Source organism: Saccharopolyspora karakumensis, from assembly GCF_004349225.1.
Classification (GTDB): Bacteria; Actinomycetota; Actinomycetes; order Mycobacteriales; family Pseudonocardiaceae; genus Saccharopolyspora; species Saccharopolyspora endophytica.
The window spans coordinates 145,804-164,913 of the sequence record NZ_SMLA01000011.1; the positions used below are offsets into that span (position 1 = coordinate 145,804).

Annotated in this window: 18 protein-coding genes; 14 read left to right on the forward strand and 4 right to left on the reverse strand. The window is 69.9% G+C overall.

Features of this window, described 5'->3' with window-relative positions; translation table 11 throughout:
• Positions 1–3: 3 nt before the first annotated feature.
• From E1202_RS10895 to tsaD, 5 genes are all read left to right on the forward strand, one after another.
• Positions 4–375, forward strand: coding sequence for a DUF742 domain-containing protein (locus tag E1202_RS10895; protein ID WP_132624548.1), 372 nt, complete (start codon positions 4–6; stop codon positions 373–375).
• Positions 356–955 carry a GTP-binding protein gene (locus tag E1202_RS10900; RefSeq protein WP_132676949.1) on the forward strand — a complete coding sequence of 200 codons (600 nt, stop codon included), beginning with the start codon at positions 356–358 and terminating at the stop codon, positions 953–955. The genes E1202_RS10895 and E1202_RS10900 overlap by 20 nt, the downstream gene beginning before the upstream one ends.
• A gap of 102 nt (positions 956–1,057) precedes the next feature.
• Positions 1,058–1,696 (forward strand): tRNA (adenosine(37)-N6)-threonylcarbamoyltransferase complex dimerization subunit type 1 TsaB, encoded by a 639-nt coding sequence (tsaB, locus tag E1202_RS10905; protein ID WP_132682649.1) that lies wholly within the window; start codon positions 1,058–1,060, stop codon positions 1,694–1,696.
• Positions 1,693–2,172 (forward strand): ribosomal protein S18-alanine N-acetyltransferase, encoded by a 480-nt coding sequence (gene rimI, locus E1202_RS10910; RefSeq protein WP_132682650.1) that lies wholly within the window; start codon positions 1,693–1,695, stop codon positions 2,170–2,172. Before tsaB ends, rimI begins: the two co-directional genes overlap by 4 nt.
• 71 nt (positions 2,173–2,243) lie before the next feature.
• A complete protein-coding gene (gene tsaD, locus E1202_RS10915) occupies positions 2,244–3,296 on the forward strand; it encodes a tRNA (adenosine(37)-N6)-threonylcarbamoyltransferase complex transferase subunit TsaD (RefSeq protein WP_132682652.1) in 1,053 nt (350 codons plus the stop codon).
• Between the two features lie 3 nt (positions 3,297–3,299).
• On the opposite strand, the gene E1202_RS10920 is transcribed toward tsaD, so the two are convergent.
• Together E1202_RS10920 and E1202_RS10925 are read right to left on the reverse strand one after the other, a co-directional pair.
• The gene (locus E1202_RS10920; protein WP_235878026.1) at positions 3,300–3,767 is read right to left on the reverse strand and encodes a SanA/YdcF family protein; all 468 of its coding nucleotides are present in this window, start codon (positions 3,765–3,767) and stop codon (positions 3,300–3,302) included.
• Positions 3,768–4,077: 310 nt separating this feature from the next.
• Positions 4,078–5,652, reverse strand: coding sequence for an alkaline phosphatase D family protein (locus tag E1202_RS10925; RefSeq protein WP_132682655.1), 1,575 nt, complete (start codon positions 5,650–5,652; stop codon positions 4,078–4,080).
• Positions 5,653–6,466: 814 nt separating this feature from the next.
• On the opposite strand from E1202_RS10925, the gene groES reads away from it, so the two are divergent.
• Together groES and groL are read left to right on the forward strand one after the other, a co-directional pair.
• Positions 6,467–6,757 carry a co-chaperone GroES gene (gene groES / locus E1202_RS10930; RefSeq protein ID WP_093414065.1) on the forward strand — a complete coding sequence of 97 codons (291 nt, stop codon included), beginning with the start codon at positions 6,467–6,469 and terminating at the stop codon, positions 6,755–6,757.
• Positions 6,758–6,878: 121 nt separating this feature from the next.
• A complete protein-coding gene (gene groL, locus E1202_RS10935) occupies positions 6,879–8,501 on the forward strand; it encodes a chaperonin GroEL (protein ID WP_132682656.1) in 1,623 nt (540 codons plus the stop codon).
• A gap of 224 nt (positions 8,502–8,725) precedes the next feature.
• On the opposite strand, the gene E1202_RS10940 is transcribed toward groL, so the two are convergent.
• A complete protein-coding gene (locus E1202_RS10940; RefSeq protein WP_132622826.1) occupies positions 8,726–9,031 on the reverse strand; it encodes a WhiB family transcriptional regulator in 306 nt (101 codons plus the stop codon).
• A 238-nt stretch (positions 9,032–9,269) separates the two neighbouring features.
• Here E1202_RS10940 and E1202_RS10945 point away from each other — a divergent pair, with 238 nt between their 5' ends.
• The 4 genes from E1202_RS10945 to E1202_RS10960 all read left to right on the forward strand — a co-directional run bounded on the left by E1202_RS10945 (position 9,270) and on the right by E1202_RS10960 (position 13,391).
• Complete coding sequence (locus tag E1202_RS10945; RefSeq protein WP_235878028.1) at positions 9,270–10,361, forward strand: MerR family transcriptional regulator; 1,092 nt, start codon at positions 9,270–9,272, stop codon at positions 10,359–10,361.
• A gap of 296 nt (positions 10,362–10,657) precedes the next feature.
• Positions 10,658–11,254: a response regulator transcription factor gene (locus E1202_RS10950; RefSeq protein ID WP_029536209.1), complete on the forward strand. Its 597-nt coding sequence runs from the start codon at positions 10,658–10,660 to the stop codon at positions 11,252–11,254.
• A gap of 496 nt (positions 11,255–11,750) precedes the next feature.
• A complete protein-coding gene (locus E1202_RS10955; RefSeq protein WP_093414059.1) occupies positions 11,751–12,323 on the forward strand; it encodes a sigma-70 family RNA polymerase sigma factor in 573 nt (190 codons plus the stop codon).
• A complete protein-coding gene (locus E1202_RS10960; RefSeq protein ID WP_132682659.1) occupies positions 12,324–13,391 on the forward strand; it encodes an anti-sigma-D factor RsdA in 1,068 nt (355 codons plus the stop codon).
• A 240-nt stretch (positions 13,392–13,631) separates the two neighbouring features.
• Here the strand turns inward: E1202_RS10960 and E1202_RS10965 are convergent, their stop codons facing one another.
• Positions 13,632–14,003 carry a DUF5319 domain-containing protein gene (locus E1202_RS10965; RefSeq protein ID WP_132682682.1) on the reverse strand — a complete coding sequence of 124 codons (372 nt, stop codon included), beginning with the start codon at positions 14,001–14,003 and terminating at the stop codon, positions 13,632–13,634.
• 287 nt (positions 14,004–14,290) lie between these two features.
• Here E1202_RS10965 and guaB point away from each other — a divergent pair, with 287 nt between their 5' ends.
• The 3 genes from guaB to E1202_RS10980 form a co-directional block, all read left to right on the forward strand.
• Positions 14,291–15,802 carry an IMP dehydrogenase gene (gene guaB / locus E1202_RS10970; protein WP_132682661.1) on the forward strand — a complete coding sequence of 504 codons (1,512 nt, stop codon included), beginning with the start codon at positions 14,291–14,293 and terminating at the stop codon, positions 15,800–15,802.
• Between the two features lie 311 nt (positions 15,803–16,113).
• Positions 16,114–17,244, forward strand: coding sequence for a GuaB3 family IMP dehydrogenase-related protein (locus E1202_RS10975; protein WP_132682663.1), 1,131 nt, complete (start codon positions 16,114–16,116; stop codon positions 17,242–17,244).
• An 82-nt stretch (positions 17,245–17,326) separates the two neighbouring features.
• Positions 17,327–19,110 (forward strand): GMC family oxidoreductase N-terminal domain-containing protein (locus tag E1202_RS10980; RefSeq protein WP_132682664.1); only part of this gene is annotated, 1,784 nt, incomplete at its 3' end.

The following is a 19,110-nucleotide window of genomic DNA, read 5'->3' on the forward strand; positions in this document are numbered from 1 at the left end:
GCCATGTCAGGTGGGCGAGGATGGTTCGACGAGGATGCGGGACCGGTGGTGCGTCCGTACGCCCTGACCAAGGGGCGTACGCGGGCCACGAGCTACGAGCTCGACCTGATCACGCTCGTCGTGGCGCGCCAACCGCTGCCGCCGAACGCGCGTGCGCTGTCGCCCAACTACCAGCGGGTCCTGGCGGGATGCGGGTATCCGGTCTCGGTCGCCGAGGTCGCCGCACGAGCGGACTTGCCGCTGGGCGTGGTGAAGATTCTGATCAGTGACTTGATCGAGCGGGACTACGTGGTCTTCGGACCGGACTCGTCGCCGACGACCGGACCGAGCCTCGACATGATGCAGAAGGTGCTGGATGGGATCCGCAAACTCTGAACAAGCCAGCCTCAACGCGGTCGCCGCGAAGATCCTCATCGCGGGCGGGTTCGGTGTCGGCAAGACGACCCTGGTGGGGTCGGTCAGCGAGATCGTGCCCCTGCGGACCGAGGAGACGCTGACCGAGGCGAGCGCCGGGGTCGACGACCTGACGGGCGTGGAGCGCAAGACCACCACCACGGTGGCCTTCGACTTCGGCCGCATCACCATCAGTTCCGACCTGATCCTGTACCTGTTCGGGACCCCGGGCCAGGAGCGCTTCTGGTTCATGTGGAACGAACTGGCCAACGGGGCTCTCGGGGCGATCGTGCTGGCCGACACCCGGCGACTGGACACCTGCTTCGCGGCGATCGACTACTTCGAGGGCCGCGGGCTGCCGTTCATCATCGGTGTGAACTGCTTCAACGGCACCCAGATCTACGACCCGGAAGAGGTCCGGCGCGCGCTGGACATCGACGAGAACGTGCCGATCATGCTGTGCGACGCGCGGCAGCGGGACTCCAACAAGCAGCTGCTGACGACCCTGATGGAGCACGTCATGGCCGTCACCCGCGCCAAGCAGCAGCACGCGATGCGCTGAGGTTCCGCCGCGCATCCGGGGTGTGGTCTCGCAGACCGCGCGCAGCGGTGCCCGCTGACCCGATGGACGTCCGTGACCAGCGCTGACGTACGCTGGATAGCTGTGCTCGTCATTGCGCTGGACACCTCGACGCCCGCGGTCACGGCGGGGCTGGTCGACCTCGACGAAGGCAGCCCGCGGGTTCTCGCCGAGCGCGTCACGATCAACCCGCGCGCGCACGGCGAACTCCTGATGCCGCAGCTGGTCGACGTCATGGACGAGGCCGGTCGCGGCTTCGCCGACGTCGACGCGATCGTCGCCGGGATCGGACCGGGGCCCTTCACCGGCCTGCGGGTCGGCCTGGCCACCGCCGCCGCCCTCGGTCAGGCGTGCGACGTCCCGGTGCACCCGGTGTGCAGCCTGGACGCCATCGCCGCCGCCGCTGAGGTGACCGGCCCGCTGCTGGTCGCCACCGACGCGCGCCGCAAGGAGACCTACTGGGCCGCCTACGACGGCGCGACCCGCGTCCACGGCCCGCACGTCGCGCGCCCCGCCGACGTCCCCACCAGCGGCTGCGCGGTCGCGGCGGGGGAGCTCGCGGAGGCAGTCGGCCTCGACGCCGTCGAGCCGCGGTTCCCCACCCCCGCCGGACTGGTGGCCGCCGCCGCGCTCGACTCCGACCCCGAGCCGCTGGTGCCGCTGTACCTGCGGCGACCGGACGCCGAGGAGCCGGGGAAGCGGAAGTCGGTGCTCACCCGGTGAGCGAGTCGGTCACCGAGGTCGAGGTCCTCAAGCTGCGGCGGGCCGACCTGCGCCGCTGCGCGCAGCTGGAGCAGGTGCTCTTCGGCGGCGACGACCCGTGGTCGAAGGCGGCGTTCTCCTCCGAGCTGGACCAGGGCCACTACTACCTCGGCGCCTACCTCGACGAACGGCTGATCGGTTACGCGGGCCTGGCGGTCAACGGCCGCCCGCCGCACGCGGAGGCCGAGGTCCACACCATCGGCGTCGACCCCGCGCACCAGGGACGCGGCGTCGGCAAGGCCCTGCTGCGGGCGCTGCTGACGCGCGCCGACGAGCACCGGGCGACGACGTTCCTGGAGGTGCGCACCGACAACGAGCCGGCGATCGCGATGTACCGCGACCACGGTTTCGAGATCGTCGGCCTGCGCCCGCGGTACTACCAGCCCTCGGGTGCCGATGCCCACACCATGCGACGCGAAGCCGTGGAGGCGTCATGAGCGACACTGCTCCTCCCCGCGCTCGTGTGAGCCGACCGGGCGCGGGTGCCCCGCATGACACTGGAGGCGTCATGAGCGAGCGGATCGTTCTGGGGATCGAGAGTTCCTGCGATGAGACGGGAGTCGGTCTGGTCCGGCTCTCCGCCGACGGCCGCGTGGAGCTGCTGGCCGACGCGGTCGCGTCCAGTGTGGACGAGCACGCGCGGTTCGGCGGCGTCGTTCCGGAGATCGCCAGCCGCGCGCACCTGGCCGCCATGGCGCCGACGATGCGCCGCGCGCTGGACGAATCGGGGCTCGCGCTGTCCGATGTGGACGCGATCGCCGTCACGGCCGGTCCCGGTCTGGCCGGGGCGCTGATGGTCGGCGTCGCCTCCGCCAAGGCGTACGCGACCGCGCTCGACGTGCCGCTGTTCGGCGTGAACCACCTGGGCGGGCACGTCGCCGTGGACACCTTGGAGCACGGTCCGCTGCCGGAGCGCTGCTTGGCCCTGCTGGTCTCCGGCGGGCACAGCCAGTTGCTGCTGGTGGAGGGCGTCGGGGAGAAGATCACCGAGGTCGGCACGACCATCGACGACGCCGCGGGCGAGGCCTACGACAAGGTCGCCCGCATCCTCGACCTGCCCTACCCGGGCGGCCCGCCGATCGACCAGCAGGCCAAGCTCGGCGACCCGAAGGCCATCGCGTTCCCGCGCGGGCTCACCGGTCCGCGCGACGCCAAGTACGACTTCTCCTTCTCCGGCCTGAAGACCGCGGTCGCCCGCTGGGTGGAGACCGAGCAGCGCGCGGGCCGGGACATCCCGATCCCGGACGTGTGCGCCTCGTTCCAGGAGGCCGTCGCCGACGTGCTCACCGCCAAGGCGGTCCGCGCGGCGCAGGACCACGACATCGACACCCTGGTGATCTCCGGTGGGGTGGCGGCGAATTCGCGGCTGTCGGAGCTGGCGCGCGAGCGCTGCGCGGCGGCCGGGATCACGCTGCGCGTGCCGCGTCCCCGGCTGTGCACCGACAACGGCGCGATGATCGCGGCGCTGGGCGCGCACGTGCTGCACTCCGGCGCCAAGCCGTCGCCGCTGGACATGCCGGCGAACCCGGGTCTGCCGGTGCACACGATCGTCGTGCGGTAGAGCTCAGCGGGGCAGCCAGAACGCCTTGACGGTCGCGAGGACCTCGCGGCGGGTCGCGCGCGCGTTGACCCGCCGGAGCCCGTCGGCGGCGGCGTCGTGCCCGACGCCGTAGGCGTCGATGCCGAACCGCCGCGCGAGCGCGATCGATCGCCGCAGGTGGAAGCGCGTGGTCACCACGACCAGCGAGTCGTGCTCCTCGGCGGCCTTCCGGCAGGAGGAGTAGGTGTCCACACCGGACTCGTCTAGCACCACGGCCTCGTCCGGGACTCCGCGCGCCCGCAGGTAGTGCCGCATCACGATCGGCTCGCTGTGCCCGCGCGACTCGGGCGAGCCGCTGACGATGATCCGCCGGACCTTCCCGGCCCGGAACAGCTCCCGAGCGACGTCCAACCGCCCCTGGAGGATGCGGCTGGGAACGCCGTCCCACCGGACCCCGGCGCCCAGGACCAGGGCGACGTCCAACTCGGGCACGTCCCCCACGCCTCGAACCCGGCCGACGCTTCGACCCCAGGCCCACGCGAACGGGGCGACCAGAACCCCAGCGGCCACCACGACAACCACCCACACCAAACGCACCCCGTCAGTCTGCCACCGCTCCTCGGCAGGGTGAACGGCACGATTTCAGTGGAAATCCGGGAACACTTCGGTGGAAACCTGACGCCCGTTTTCCACTGAACCCGGCGGCAGGCACGAACCACCACCCGATCGAGGCCCGGGCAGTGATGCCGGGGACGGCACCGCGCTCGGGCTCGATCGGGTGGTGGGAACTCGCGGCCCGGGGTCAGGCGGGGTTGAGGGCGGGCTTGCCGTCCTCGACGACGAAGGTCTTGGCGGTCTTGGCCGGGGCGTCCTGTTCGGACACCTTCGCCAGGGTCCGGTAGTCGGCCGTGAGCTGGGACTCGGTGAACTTCGTCCGGACGTAGCCCCGGCGGTTCGCGTAGTACTTCACGTGCGGGTTCTCGGCCAGGACGTCCCCGTTGGCGTCGTCGCTGCCGTCGCCACCGCTGGTGATCGACGTGGTCACCAGCTCGGTGCCGACCGCGGGGGAGTCCTGGTCGTCGTGGGTGCGCTTGATCTCCGCCGCCCAGTGCCGGTGGACGTCACCGGTGAGCACGACCCCGTTGCGGACCGCGCTGTCGGCCATGGCGTCGGCGATGCGGTCGCGGTTGGCGACGTAGCCGTCCCAGGCGTCCATGTTGTAGCCCTCTTCGGAACCCGGGGTCAGGTCGATCTTGGAGAAGAACACCTGCTGCCCCAGCACGTCCCAGCGAGCCGACGTGCTGTTGAACCCGTCGACGAGCCACTTCTCCTGCTCTGCGCCGGTCAGCGAGCGGGTCGGGTCCTCGCGGTCGTCGCAGCCGGACTGGACGCCGTCGCCGCAGGCCTGGTCGCTGCGGTACTGCCGGGTGTCGAGCATGTGGAAGTTCACCAGCGAACCCCACGAAAGTCGGCGGTACAGCTGGAGATCGATCCCGCTCGGCTGGGAAGTCGAACGCAGCGGCATGTTCTCGTAGTACGCCTGGAACGCGGCCTCGCGGCGGTCGAGGAATCCGTCGTCGGGCTTCTCCGGGGTCTCGTCGGCCCAGTTGTTCTCGGTCTCGTGGTCGTCCCAGACCACGACCCACGGCGCGGTGGCGTGCGCGAGCTGCAGGTCCGGGTCGGTCTTGTACTGCGCGTGGCGCTGCCGGTAGTTGGCGAGCGTGCGGGTCTCCGGTCCGAGGACCTTCCGGACGTCGTCGTCGGCCGCGGCGTACTCGTACTGGTAGTCGCCGAGGTGCAGGATCAGGTGCGGTTCGTCCTCGGCCATCCGCTTGTAGGCGGTGAAGTAGCCCTCGCCGTAGTGCGCGCACGAGGCGAAGCACATGGTCAGCTCGCCGAGCGAACCCGCCGCCGGGGCGGTCCGGGTGCGGCCGACCGGCGAGATCGCGTCCTGCGCCTTGAACCGGTAGAAGTACTCGGCGCCCGGCTGGAGGCCTTCCAGCTCGACGTGGACGCTGTGCCCGAGCTCCGGCGCGGCCTGCGCCTCACCGGACTGCACGACGTCGCTGAACTTCTCGTCGGTCGCGACCTCCCACTGCACCGGCACGACCTTCTCGGGCATCCCGCCCAGGCCGTCGTCGTTGGTGGGTTCGGGCGCGAGCCGGGTCCACAGCACCACGCCGTCGGACAGCGGGTCGCCGGAGGCGACGCCGAGGGTGAAGGGATCGGCCAGCTTGCGCACACCCGCGCCGGGCATCGCCAGCGCGTGGGCAACGGCCGAGCCACCCAGCGCGGTCGCGCCGAAGGCGGCGGCGCCGCCGAGCAGCACGGCGCGCCGGGTGAGTCGGCCGGATAACGGAACGTGGGGATCGGACATCTCAAGCCCTCCAGGTCTTCCTTCGGACGCATCCGGAGATCGACGGTGATCGCCTGGCGAAGGCGGAAACTACCGACATGCCTGGAGGGTCTGGTGAATTGTCGGCAAAATCAGGCGACCGCAGCAGTGCGGTCTGGTCTGAGCGGAGCCCGCATGCGGTGCGGGCGGCGCAGTCGCCGGCGATCGGTCACCTGAGCGACCGGCGCCGCTGCGCGCATGGGGCGTTGAAGATTGGCTCGCGGCGTCGCTTACTTCGGACGCCAGCTGGATCGGGTCGGGGGGCCGGACGGACCAGGCGGGCGAGCGGGTCGGGGACGTCGCTCCCACGGCCGGTTCGCGGGCTTGGAGAGGGCTGGCATGCCGTGCAACCTAGGCCACCGGACACCGCAGGTGTGAACCACCTGGAGGCATTGGTGAGATTCCCCGCATGCCGATCTACCAGCGATGATCACTGTCCGCACAGCACAGGTCACGACGTCGCAGGTGGACCGGGGTGCGGTGATCGACACCGCGTGCCGCCACCGTCGGTGACTCTGTCGCCCCGTTGGGTGAAAGAGGTCCGAAACGGCGATCGCGGAGGGCTCGGTGCGGGTTGAATGAACCCCGCTCGCCGCGAGGTCCGAGCGGTGCCGTTGAATGCGCAAGTCGCGTTCCGGCGTTCGGGTGAGCGGGTGGTTGTTGAGCGCTGGCACTCTCCTAGGTAGAGTGCTAGCAGCACGGCGCCACCGCGCCCCGGCACCCGCGACGACGGGGAGCGACGGAGCCGTCATTCCCAGCCAACGCTTCGAAGGCCCCAGAAGGTGGAGGTCACACCGTGGCGAGCATCAAGCCGCTTGAGGACAAGATCGTGGTCCAGGCGAGCGAAGCCGAGACGACGACTGCGTCCGGCATCGTGATCCCGGACACCGCCAAGGAAAAGCCCCAGGAGGGCAAGGTCCTGGCAGTCGGCCCGGGTCGCATCGACGACAAGGGCAACCGCATCCCCGTGGATGTGAAGGAAGGCGACGTCGTCATCTACTCGAAGTACGGCGGAACCGAGGTCAAGTACAACGGCGAGGAGTACCTGATCCTCTCCGCCCGCGACGTGCTGGCCGTCGTCAACTGACGCCAGATCATCGTGCGCCCACCCAGCGTGGGCAACAGCCGCCCCGGCGGTCCCGACCGCGGGACCGCCGGGGCGGCTGCATGTTCGGGATCAGGCACTCATCTGAAGGGCTGTAGCAAAGATGGCTAAGCAGATCACCTTCGACGAGCAGGCGCGCCGTGCGCTGGAAAGCGGCGTCAACCAGCTCGCCGACGCGGTGAAGGTCACGCTCGGGCCGCGAGGCCGGCACGTCGTGCTGGACAAGCAGTTCGGCGGACCGCAGATCACCAACGACGGCGTCACCATCGCTCGCGAGATCGAGCTCGACGACCCGTTCGAGAACCTGGGCGCCCAGCTCGCCAAGAACGTCGCGACCAAGACCAACGACGTCGCCGGTGACGGAACCACCACCGCGACCGTGCTGGCCCAGTCGCTGGTCCGCGAGGGCCTGCGCAACCTGGCCGCGGGCGCGAACCCGGCGTCGCTGAACAAGGGCGTCACCCTGGCCGCCGAGGCCGTGGTCGAGGCCCTGAAGGCCAAGGCCACCCCGGTCAAGGGCCGGGACAACATCGCCCAGATCGCCACCGTGTCCTCGCGCGACGAGGCCATCGGCGACCTGATCGGCGAGGCCATGGAGAAGGTCGGCGAGGACGGCGTCATCAGCATCGAGGAGTCCTCGACGCTGGCCACCGAGCTGGACCTCACCGAGGGCGTGCAGTTCGACAAGGGCTTCGTCTCGCCGCACTTCGTCACCGACGCCGAGCGTCAGGAAGCCGTCCTGGAGGACGCGCAGATCCTGCTGCACCGGGAGAAGATCTCCAACATCCAGGAGCTGCTGCCGCTGCTGGAGAAGGTCGTGCAGGACGGCAAGCCGCTGCTGATCGTGGCCGAGGACGTCGAGGGCGAGGCGCTGTCGACCCTGGCCGTCAACGCCGTGCGCAAGACCCTCAAGGTCGTCGCGGTCAAGGCGCCCTTCTTCGGTGACCGCCGCAAGGCGTTCATGGACGACCTGGCCATCGTCACCGGTGCTCAGGTCATCGCGCCCGAGCTGGGCCTGAAGCTCTCCGAGTGCGGCCCCGAGGTGCTGGGTGCGGCCCGCCGGGTCACCGTCACCAAGGACGAGACCACCCTGGTCGACGGTCGCGGCTCCGCCGCGGACGTCTCCGAGCGCGCCGCTCAGCTCCGCAAGGAGATCGAGGCGACCGACTCCGACTGGGACCGCGAGAAGCTGCAGGAGCGGCTGGCCAAGCTGGCCGGCGGCGTCGCGGTGATCAAGGTCGGCGCGGCCACCGAGACCGAGCTCAAGGAGCGCAAGTCCCGGATCGAGGACGCCGTCGCGGCCTCCAAGGCCGCTGCGGAGGAGGGCAGCGTCCCCGGTGGTGGGTCCGCGCTGATCCACGCCGCCAAGTCGCTGGAGGACAACCTCGGCCTGACCGGTGACGAGGCGACCGGTGTGCAGCTGGTCCGCCGCGCGCTAAAGGCTCCGCTGTTCTGGATCGCCGCCAACGCCGGGCAGGAGGGCGCCGTCGTGGTGTCCAAGGTCCGCGACCTCGACTGGGGTTCCGGCTACAACGCCGCCACCGGCGAGTACGGCGACCTGGTGCAGGCCGGCATCGTCGACCCGCTGAAGGTGACCCGCTCCGCGGTCGCCAACGCGGCCTCCATCGCCCGCATGGTGCTCACCACCGAGAGCGCCGTCGTGGACAAGCCGGAGGAGACCGAGGAAGCCGCGGGTCACGGACACGGCCACGGCCACGGCCACTGACCAGAGGTGATCTGAACGACCCGCCCGCGCGGCGGTGCGGGTCGTTCAGGAGCGACGAGCGGCTGCACCGCTCGCTCGACGTGAAGATCGGGGCGGTACCCATGCCTGGGTACCGCCCCGATCTCTTTTTCGCTTCCGCCGGGAGCGAATGACGCCCCTCGTGCCATTCGTTCCCGGCCACCTGACCTGCGGCGCTTCCCCCACCGCCGGTCATGGTCCTGGGGTCAGCCGGCTGCTACGGCCAGCTGGTGGCGCTTGCGCGCCTTGATGATCACTTCCCGTTCCGACTCGGACAGTCCTCCCCAGATGCCGTACGGCTCCTGGACCGCCAATGCGTGAGTGCGGCATTGGGCGAGCACAGGGCAGTGCTGGCACACCTCCTTCGCCTTAGCCTCACGCCTCGCTCGTGCCGGACCTCGCTCTCCGTCCGGATGAAAGAAGTACGCGCTGTCCATCCCCCTGCACGAGCCCCGTATCTGCCAATCCCAGATATCGGCGTTCGGTCCTGGAAGACGTCGAGTGTCTGCCATTGCGACAACCACCTCCCACCGGTGGATCCCCTCCCTTGCTACGGCGGGACCGCCGCAGCCTCGCATGATCCGACCGTAGAACCGAGTCAAAACTTGTTCAACCCCTTTCGCGCCAAAAGCTGTTCATCATTGGTGTGATCCTTGGAAATGGGGTGATCGAAGTCCGACCGGCTTGCTCTCGGCGGGTGAGAACCGGAATATGTGCCGGGTGACGACGCGGCCTGAACCAATTGCGGGGGTGCACACCCCCGACCCGCTCGGCGATTCACCGGCTGGTGATCGAGCGGACGCGTCGGAGGCGTCAGCGCAGGAGCCGGAGGGGATCGGTCTGGACGACGAGCCGAGGCTCAGCGTCGCCGCGGTTGCACGCAGGCTCGGCGTCGCGCCCGCCACGCTGCGCACCTGGGACCGCCGGTACGGCTTGGGCCCCAGCGACCACACCAGCGGCAGGCACCGCCGCTACGGGCCGGACGACATCGCTCGCCTGGAGCAGATGCAGCGCGCGCTGCTGCGCGGCGCCTCGCCGATGGAGGCCGCCCGCTACGCCCGCACGGTCGCCGCACCGCCTCCGCAGCGCCGCTCGGACGGTTCCTCGCCGGAGCGGGCCGACGCCGAGGACGGGCCGCTGCTGATGTCCGGCGTGCTCGACGGCGCCGATGACGAACTCGCCCTGGTGGCCGGGGCCAACACGGGTGGCAGGGGTCTCAAGCTCTCCGGTGCCGGGCCGCGAACCCGCGGGCTGGGCCGCGCGGCGCTGGCGCTGGACTCGTGGTCGGTGCAGCAGCTGCTGATCGAGTCGATGGACGGCGACGGCGTGGTCCGGACCTGGCAGGAGATGCTCCAGCCGGTGCTGCGCGCGGTCAGCGAGCGCAGGCAGCGGTCCGGGACCGGCGTGGAAGTGCTCCAGCTGCTCAACGACTGCGCGTCGACGGCGCTGCGCTCGGTCATCGCGCGGGCTCCGAAGCCGGAGAACCCGCGCCCGGTGGTGCTCGCACCGGTTCCCGGCGAGAACCAGGAGCTCGAACTCGTGGCGCTGGCCGCCGCGCTGGCGGCGAACCGGGTCGGGCACCGGCTGTTCGGCGCCGCCCTGCCCCGCGAGGGCCTGGCCGCCGCGGTGAAGCGCTCCGCGCCGGCCGCCGTGGTGCTGTGGGCGGACCAGCCGTACTACGCGGCTCCGCGCGTCCTCGACGACATCCCGATCACCCGGCAGCGGGCTCGCGCGTTCGTCGCCGGGGCGGGCTGGTCGGCCGAGGCGCTGCCCGGCCACGTGGAGCTGCTCGGGTCGCTCGAGACCGCGGTGTCCCGGGTTTCCGCTACCGTCCTGGGCTGAGTTGAGTACTATGTGACCCAAATCACAGAACCATTTGCGGGGTCGATCTCGATGTTCGTTCGGACGGGCGAAGTGATCGTCACATTGGCAGCGAACGGGTGAACATCGCAGGTATGACGCGGGGTCGGGCCCTCTCGAGGGGTAACGGCTAGCGCCTGCTCCGTTCCGGTGAACGTCCCTCACGTGTGTCCGCGGCCCGAATTCTGGAGGGATTAAGCACCGGATCGTGTCAAGGTTTCGCCTCATGCGTCCGATAGGGGATGTGGAACGTCACTCGCCTGCAGGAAGGAGTTCCCGTGACGACGGTCTTGATCTGCGATGACCGACGTAGCGTCCGGGAAGGGCTCACTCGTGTGATGTCAGCTGTCCCCGGAGTGAGCCGGATCGATTGCGTCGCACATGGCGACGAGCTGTTGGCCCGTTTCTCGCGGCAGGCCGTGGACGTCGTGCTGGTGGGAACCCAGCGCGCCGTGCCCAACGGCGTCGAGGCCACGCGCCGGCTCGTCTCCGCGCATCCCCAAGCCAACGTGATCGTCTTCGGCGCCCCCGACGACGCGGCCAGCATCGCCGCGGCCATCGCCGGTGGTGCCCGCGGTTACCTCCGCTGGGACGCGTCCCGGCCCGAACTCGTCGCGGCGCTGGCCCACACGCTGGCAAGCACCTCGGTGCCCGCACCGCGGCAACCGTCCGACCCCGGCGTGCAGCTCACGGAGCGCGAGCTCCAGGTGCTGCGCGGCATGAGCCAGGGCAAGAGCAACGGCCAGATCGGCCGCGAGCTCTACCTCTCCGAAGACACGGTCAAGACCCACGCGCGCCGGCTGTTCCGCAAGCTCGGCGTCCGCGACCGCGCTCAAGCGGTGGCGCACGGGTTCCGCCGCGGTCTCGTCGCCTGAGCTGGTGACAAGGTGGCACCGGCACGGAGTTGGGGGACGCCGGTGACCGCCCGACGAGAGTGCCTTCCGGTGAGCTGACGCTTCGGGAGTGGCTGTGGCTCGCATCGCGCTCGTGCCCGCCGTGTTTCACGGCGACGCAGGGAATTCGTGATGTGAGCCATAGCCGCCTCCGGTCGGCCCCGCTTCAGGTGCTGGCGGCGAGAACCTTCTCCACTCGGCCGTCGCCGCCGCCGCGCACCTCGCTCGAGACGATGTGAAGATCGTCTCCGACCGCTGTCCCACGCACCACGACGATGTCGGTGGCCTGGACAAACACCGCCGGCCACGGCTTCTGGTAGATGTGGATGCGTGACGACGACGGCCCCCGACCCCCGGTCCCTGTTCTGCGAACGCCTCCAGCCCGGTACGGTGACCACGGCGCGGCGTGCGGTGCACGCGAAACACGCCGGGCAAATCCGAATCGCTTGAACGCGTAACACCAGGGCTGCTGTCTGCGATGACCAATGTGGGGGACGGGCTGGACGCTCTTGTAAGCGCCGCCGTCGACGGCGATCGTCAGTCGATTGAGCGCTTGCTGGCCGAAATCCGTCCTTTGGTGGTGCGGTACTGCCGCGCCAGGGTCGGACGAAACGAGAGGTCGTTCGCGTCAGCGGACGACGTCGCCCAGGAAGTGTGCTTGGCGGTGCTCACCGCGCTGCCCACTTACAAGGACCAGGGTCGTCCGTTCTTGGCGTTCGTGTACGGCATCGCCGCGCACAAGGTGGCTGATGCGCACCGTGCGTCAGCTCGCAACCGTTCAGAACCGGTCGCGGACATGCCGGACACCCCGGAGTCCGAGGCCGGTCCAGAGCAGCGGGCGATGCAGGGTGAGCTCTCGGGCAGGATGGCGCAGTTGCTCCAAATCCTCCCGGCCAAGCAGCGGGAAATCTTGCTGCTCCGGGTGGTAGTCGGGCTGTCGGCGGAGGAAACCGCCGAAGCGGTCGGCTCGACACCGGGCGCTGTGCGCGTAGCACAACATCGCGCACTGGCCCGGTTGCGGAAGACGCTGTCCGCGGAGGAGGTGGTCTGAATGGCTGAGCGGAAAGGGCCCGATGGGGAGCTGGGAGGCGAACCCGTCGAGGAATCCGCCCTGGAGCAGGACCGTTCGACCCATGCAGACGGGCAGGACCTGGCTCCTGCTGAGGGATCCGCAGGCGAGGGAACGGAACTGAGCGACAACCACCGGGACTCCGGCTCAGATGAGTCCGAGACCTCCCGCGAAGAGGCCGGCGCCGAGGTGCTGACCTTCCGTCCGCGCGGTGACGCGGACGAGGAGCTCACCGACCTCGACGACTTCAGCGACGAACCGATCGACCTGGCCGCGCTGCAGGAGGACGACGTCCTCCTCGACGCGCTGGGCGGGACCAACCCCGACGTGCCCGCGACGGCCGACGACGGCCCCAGCCTGGAACAGCTGCTGGTGGCGTGGCGTCAGGACGTCGACTCGGCACCGATCGGTGACCTGGTGGACACCGACACCGCCGTTGCGGCGATCGCCGAGGCCGGCCGGCCGCGCAGCTTCCTGCGCCGCAGGCACCTCGTCCCGGTGGCCACCGCGGCAGCGGTTCTGATGATCACCTTCACCGGCGTCGGCGTGGCCGCCCGGGACGCGCAACCCGGCGACATGCTGTGGGGCGTGGCGCAGGTGCTCTACACCGATCACACGCGCGCCGTCCAGGCCGCCGCCTCGGCTCGCACGGACCTCGACACGGCCGAGAGCGAGGTCGAGCGGGGCAACCGGCTGGCAGCCGAGGAGGCGCTGCGGTCGGCCAACCAGCACCTGGCCGACGTGGACAAGGAGCACGGCCTGTCCGAGCTCCGGGCCGCGCACGAGTCGCTGACCATGCGCATCGGCCAGGGCGACAACGACTCCTCGCAGTCCTCGACGCCGACGACGACGCTGCCGCCGACGACTCAGCCGTCGCCGTCCCAGCCGTTGCCGCCGCCCCCGGGCGTGCCGCCGACCAACAGCACCACCCCGCCGTCGAGCACCACCGGCCCGACCTCGCCGACCACCTCGCCGAGCGAGACCAGCAGTTCGGAGAGCTCGTCCGGCGGATGGTTCTGGCCCAACCAACCGCAGACGTCAACGCCTTGATGCAGCGATGGACTCCTCTTCTGGAAGAGGGGTCCTTCTTCTGCGTGGCGGTGCGGGTGGCGGAACCTCAGACGCCGTCTGGCTCCGGGATCCGAGACTTGAGTATGAACGGATACGCGGCGCTACGGCTGTCCTCGCCAGACGACGTCTGAGAACCCGCGGCGGTGCCGGTTGCCCGGGTGGGGCGAGGAGAAAGCGCCTTCGGCGCTTGCCTGACGTGAACCGCTTGGGAGCGCGCGCTCAGAGTGCGCTTTCGCTCTCCGTCATGCCGTCTGCGTAGCCTCGGCAGTACTCCCAGGTGACGTACTGGCCTGGGTCCGGGTCGAAGGCCGGTTCGTGGGGGCGCATGCGGCCGTCGTGCAGGAGCTGGGAGAGGCTCGAGCGCAGCAGCTCCCAGTCGTGGTAGTGGCACTCTCCGCAGTCCGCGCAGTCGACCACGATGCCGCGAACGCCCCTGGGCTCCAGGAGGGCCTGGTAGACGGCCAGGTCGGTCAGGTCTGCGAGCAGCTCGGCGCGCTCCTCGTCGCCGAGCGGCGGACCGTCCTCGGCGTCGTGGTCACCGAGTGCCATGCTCGGATCTTCCGGATCACCCGCGAACGGGTCTGGTGGCATCGGATCGTGCGGCACGGCCCGCACGGTACCGGGCGCATCGCCTGCGCGGGGCTCGCGGGGCGGGTTTCACACGCCTGCGGCCACTGCCCGTGGTCTGGCGCACCCCTGCCGGGACGGGGCAACCGCGCCCTGACCTGTGGTCTCTATCATCTGGGGAATCCTCTATCCGGACACCGCGTTGTTCATCAGCACAGCTGATGCGCAGGACGCGATCGCCGTGGTAATCCCAGCAAGCCGCACCTTGAAGGTTTGTGGGCCATATCGTGAAGGAAGGCACATCCCTCGCCATGACCAGCGAACTCTCCGCTCCCGGCCTCCCCGATAAGTTCGCGACGCTGGGTCTGACCTTCGATGACGTGCTCTTGCTGCCCGACGAGTCTGACGTCATCCCGAGCGCGGTGGACACCTCGACCCAGCTCTCCCGCAACGTTCGCCTCCGCGTCCCGCTGCTGTCCGCCGCGATGGACACCGTGACCGAGGCCCGGATGGCGATCGCGATGGCCCGCCAGGGCGGCGTCGGCATCCTGCAGCGCAACCTCTCCGTCGAGGAGCAGGCGTCGCAGGTCGAGGTCGTCAAGCGCTCCGAGGCGGGCATGGTGACCGACCCGGTGACCTGTTCGCCGGAGGACACCCTCGCCGAGGTCGACGCGCTGTGCGCCCGGTTCCGGATCTCCGGTGTCCCGGTGACCGACCCCGACGGCACGCTGGTCGGCATCATCACCAACCGCGACATGCGCTTCGAGGTCGACTACACGCGCAAGGTGCGCGAGGTCATGACCACCGCGCCGCTGATCACCGCGCAGGTCGGCGTCACCGCCGACGCGGCGCTCGGCCTGCTGCGCCGCAACAAGATCGAGAAGCTGCCGATCGTCGACGGCGCGGGCAAGCTGCGCGGCCTGATCACCGTCAAGGACTTCGTCAAGACCGAGCAGTACCCGAGCGCCACCAAGGACCCCGACGGCCGGCTGCTGTGCGGCGCCGCCGTCGGCGTCGGTGCGGACTCGCACGAGCGCGCGATGGCCCTGGTCGACGCGGGCGTGGACGTGCTGATCGTCGACACCGCCCACGGCCACTCGCGCGCCGTGCTGGACACCGTCACGACGCTGAAGAAGGAACTGGGCAACTCCGTCGACGTCATCGGCGGCAACGTGGCCTCCCGCGCGGGCGCGCAGGCGCTGGTGGACGCGGGCGCGGACGCGGTCAAGGTCGGTGTCGGCCCGGGCTCGATCTGCACCACCCGCGTGGTCGCCGGTGTCGGCGTCCCGCAGATCAGCGCGATCTACGAAGCCAGCGTCGCCTGCAAGCCGGCCGGTGTGCCGATCATCGGCGATGGGGGCATCCAGTACTCCGGTGACATCGGCAAGGCCATCGCCGCCGGTGCCAGCTCGGTCATGCTGGGCAGCCTGCTCGCCGGCACCGCCGAGTCGCCCGGCGACCTGGTGCTGGTCAACGGCAAGCAGTTCAAGGTCTACCGGGGCATGGGGTCGCTGGGCGCGATGCAGTCGCGCGGCCAGGCCAAGTCCTACTCCAAGGACCGCTACTTCCAGGACGACGTGCTCTCCGAGGACAAGCTGGTCCCGGAGGGCATCGAGGGCCGGGTCCCGTTCCGCGGGCCGCTGTCCCAGGTCGTCGACCAGCTCGTGGGCGGTCTGCGCTCCGGCATGGGCTACACGGGTTCCACCACGATCCCGGAGCTCCAGGAGGCCAAGCTGGTGCGGATCACCGCGGCCGGGCTGAAGGAGTCGCACCCGCACGACATCACCATGACGGTCGAGGCGCCGAACTACACCACGCGCTGAGTTTTCCGGGAAACTCCGCGGCCGCTCTGCTCAGCGGTGCGGGTAGCAGAACCTGAGCGGCTCTCTGGACCGCGGGTGCCACTCCTGATGTGTCCAATACACGGCGGAGTGGCCGTCCTCACCAGAGAGCCGCTCAGAACCTGCGGCGGTACCGGTTGCTCGGGTGGGGCACTGGGAAAGCGGCTTCGCCGCTTGCCTGACGGTGTGAGTTCGGCCGTGCGCTGAGTGTGATCGTGGGACCCGGGCAGCGGGAGTTCCGGGCTTGCGGAGAGAATGTTTCGCTGGACATCCGCTGCTAGGAGGGACACACGGTGCGCGATCAGGTTGAGATCGGCATGGGCCGGACCGCCATGCGCGGCTACGACTTGGACGACGTCGAGATCGTGCCCTCGCGGCGCACCCGATCGTCCAAGGACGTGTCGCTGGCCTGGCAGATCGATGCCTACCGCTTCGACATCCCGGCGATCACGCATCCGACCGATGCCGTCGTCTCGCCGGCCTCGGCCGTGCGCATGGGCGAGCTCGGTGGTCTGGGCGTGCTCAACGCCGAGGGCCTGTGGGCCCGGCACACCGACGTCGAGGACAAGATCGCCGACGTGGTCCGCCTCGCCGAGGAGACCAGCGACCTGGAGGCGCCGATCGCGCGGCTGCAGGAGCTGCACTCCGCGCCGATCCGGCTGGACCTGCTCAGCGAGGCCCTCCGGCAGGTCAAGGACTCCGGTGTCACGGTCGCCGCGCGCGTCAGCCCGCAGCACGCCGAGGAGCTGACCCCCGACCTGCTGGCCGCCGGCGTCGAGATGCTGTTCGTGCAGGGCACGATCATCTCCGCCGAGCACGTGGCCCGCGACGGCGAGCCGCTGAACCTCAAGCGCTTCATCAACGAGCTGGACGTGCCGGTGGTGGCCGGTGGCGTCGGCGACTACCGGACCGCGATGCACCTGATGCGCACCGGTGCCGCCGGTGTGATCGTCGGCTTCGGCCAGTCCCGCGCGGCCACGACCACGCAGGTGCTGGGCATCGGCGTGCCGATGGCGACCGCGGTCGCCGACGCCGCCGCGGCCCGCCGCGACTACCTGGACGAGACCGGCGGCCGCTACGTGCACGTCATCGCCGACGGCGGGCTGTCCTACTCCGGTGACATCGCCAAGGCCATCGCCTGCGGTGCCGACGCGGTGATGCTGGGCGAGGCGCTCAGCGAGTCCACCGAATCGCCCGCCCAGGGCTACTACTGGACCTCCGCCGCCGCGCACCCGAACCTGCCGCGCAGCGAGATCGTCGGCTTCGCCGGGACCGACGCCGACCTGGAGAAGATGCTGTTCGGTCCGAGCAGCGATCCGTACGGAACGATGAACCTCATGGGCGGTCTGCGCCGTGCCATGGCCAAGACGGGCTACCGCGATCTCAAGGAGTTCCAGAAGGTCGGCCTGATGCTGCGCGGCTGACGGGTTCTCGGCCCGAATCGCACCTCCCACACCCCGGAACGGGACTAGCTACTGCTCAGTAGCTTCCTTTAGTCTGTCGCGCATGGCACAACGTGGTGATGGCGGTACCGATTTCGACGTGGTGGTGATCGGTTCGGGCTTCGGCGGCAGCGTCGCCGCTCTGCGCCTGACCGAGAAGGGCTACCGGGTCGCGGTGCTCGAAGCGGGTCGGCGGTTCTCCGACGAGGAGCTGCCGAAGACCTCGTGGGACCTGCGCAAGTTCCTGTGGGCCCCGCAGCTGGGCTGCTTCGGCGTGCAGCGGATCCACATGCTCCGCGACGTGCTCATCCTCGCCGGTGCCGGCGTCGGCGGCGGATCGCTGAACTACGCCAACACGCTCTACCGGCCGCTCAAGCCCTTCTACCAGGACTCGCAGTGGGCGCACATCACCGACTGGGAGTCGGAGCTGGCGCCCTACTACGACCAGGCCACCAAGATGCTCGGCGTGGTCGAGCAGCCGTCGGAGACCCCGCACGACGTGGTGATGAAGCAGGTCGCCGCGGACATGGGCGTGGCCGACACGTTCCACGCGACCCCGGTCGGCGTGTACTTCAACGAACCCGGCCGCACCGACGGCGACCCCTACTTCGGCGGGGCGGGACCGGCGCGCACCGGCTGCACCGAGTGCGGCGCCTGCATGACCGGCTGCCGGGTCGGGGCGAAGAACACGCTGGTCAAGAACTACCTGTACCTCGCGGAGCGGGCCGGAGCGGAGATCTTCCCGCTCACCACGGTCAACCGGCTCGGCAAGGGCGCCGACGGGCGCTGGCGGATCGCCACCTCCCGCACCGGCGCGAAGCTCAACCGCAGGCCGAAGATCTTCAGCGCCGACCAGGTCGTGGTCGCCGCCGGCACCTGGGGCACGCAGAACCTGCTGCACGGCAGCGTCGACAACGGTGATCTGCCGCGGCTGTCCAAGCGGCTGGGCAAGCTGACCCGCACCAACTCCGAGGCGATCATCGGTTCGCAGGTGAGCCGGGTCGACCCGGACCGCGACTTCTCCACCGGTGTCGCGATCACCTCCTCGTTCCACCCCGACGAGGACACCCACATCGAGCCGGTCCGCTACACCAAGGGCGCCAACGCGATGGGACTGCTGCAGATCCCCGCGACCAAGGGCGGCAACGGCTCGCGGTGGAAGCAGCTGGGGAGGTTCCTGCGCGAGAACCCGCTGCTGTCGCTGCGGATGCTCTCGGTGCGCAAGTGGAGCCAGCGCACGGTGATCCTGCTGGTCATGCAGAGCCTCGACAACTCCCTGACCACCAGCGTGAAGCGGATGTTCGGCAGGCGGTTCCTGACCTCCGAGCAGGGTCACGGCGCGCCGAATCCGAGCTACATCCCGGCGGGCGAGCGCGCCAACGACCTGGTCGCCGACAAGATCGGCGGCATCGCGGGCGGCACCTGGGGCGAGATGTTCGACATCCCGCTGACCGCGCACTTCCTGGGCGGCTGCGCGATCGGCGACAGCCCGGAAACCGGTGTCATCGACCCGTACCACCGGGCGTGGTCCTACCCGACGCTGTCGATCGTGGACGGCTCGGCAATCAGCGCGAACCTCGGCGTGAACCCGTCGCTGACCATCACCGCGCAGGCCGAGCGCGCCTTCTCCCTGTGGCCGAACAAGGGCGAGCCCGACACCCGCCCCGACCAGTCCGAGGGCTATCGGAAGATCGCCCCGGTCGAACCCAAGTCCCCGGTCGTCCCGCTCTCGGCCCCCGCCGCAGGCCACACGATTTCAGTGGAAACCGGGCACCTGATTTCCACTGAAACCAGAAGTCCGGTTTCCACTGGAATCGGGCGGTTGTGGGGTGAGGTCAGACGATGGGG

Excerpts from the sequence above, each read along its gene's own strand:
- E1202_RS10900 (WP_132676949.1), top strand. The coding sequence starts at position 356 with ATGGGATCCGCAAACTCTGAACAAGCCAGCCTCAACGCGGTCGCCGCG.
- E1202_RS10965 (WP_132682682.1), bottom strand. The coding sequence starts at position 14,003 with ATGCCACCAGACCCGTTCGCGGGTGATCCGGAAGATCCGAGCATGGCA.
- E1202_RS10940 (WP_132622826.1), bottom strand. The coding sequence starts at position 9,031 with ATGGCAGACACTCGACGTCTTCCAGGACCGAACGCCGATATCTGGGAT.
- E1202_RS10925 (WP_132682655.1), bottom strand. The coding sequence starts at position 5,652 with ATGTCCGATCCCCACGTTCCGTTATCCGGCCGACTCACCCGGCGCGCC.
- tsaD (WP_132682652.1), top strand. The coding sequence starts at position 2,244 with ATGAGCGAGCGGATCGTTCTGGGGATCGAGAGTTCCTGCGATGAGACG.
- E1202_RS10955 (WP_093414059.1), top strand. The coding sequence starts at position 11,751 with ATGACCAATGTGGGGGACGGGCTGGACGCTCTTGTAAGCGCCGCCGTC.
- E1202_RS10960 (WP_132682659.1), top strand. The coding sequence starts at position 12,324 with ATGGCTGAGCGGAAAGGGCCCGATGGGGAGCTGGGAGGCGAACCCGTC.
- guaB (WP_132682661.1), top strand. The coding sequence starts at position 14,291 with ATGACCAGCGAACTCTCCGCTCCCGGCCTCCCCGATAAGTTCGCGACG.
- E1202_RS10895 (WP_132624548.1), top strand. The coding sequence starts at position 4 with ATGTCAGGTGGGCGAGGATGGTTCGACGAGGATGCGGGACCGGTGGTG.
- groL (WP_132682656.1), top strand. The coding sequence starts at position 6,879 with ATGGCTAAGCAGATCACCTTCGACGAGCAGGCGCGCCGTGCGCTGGAA.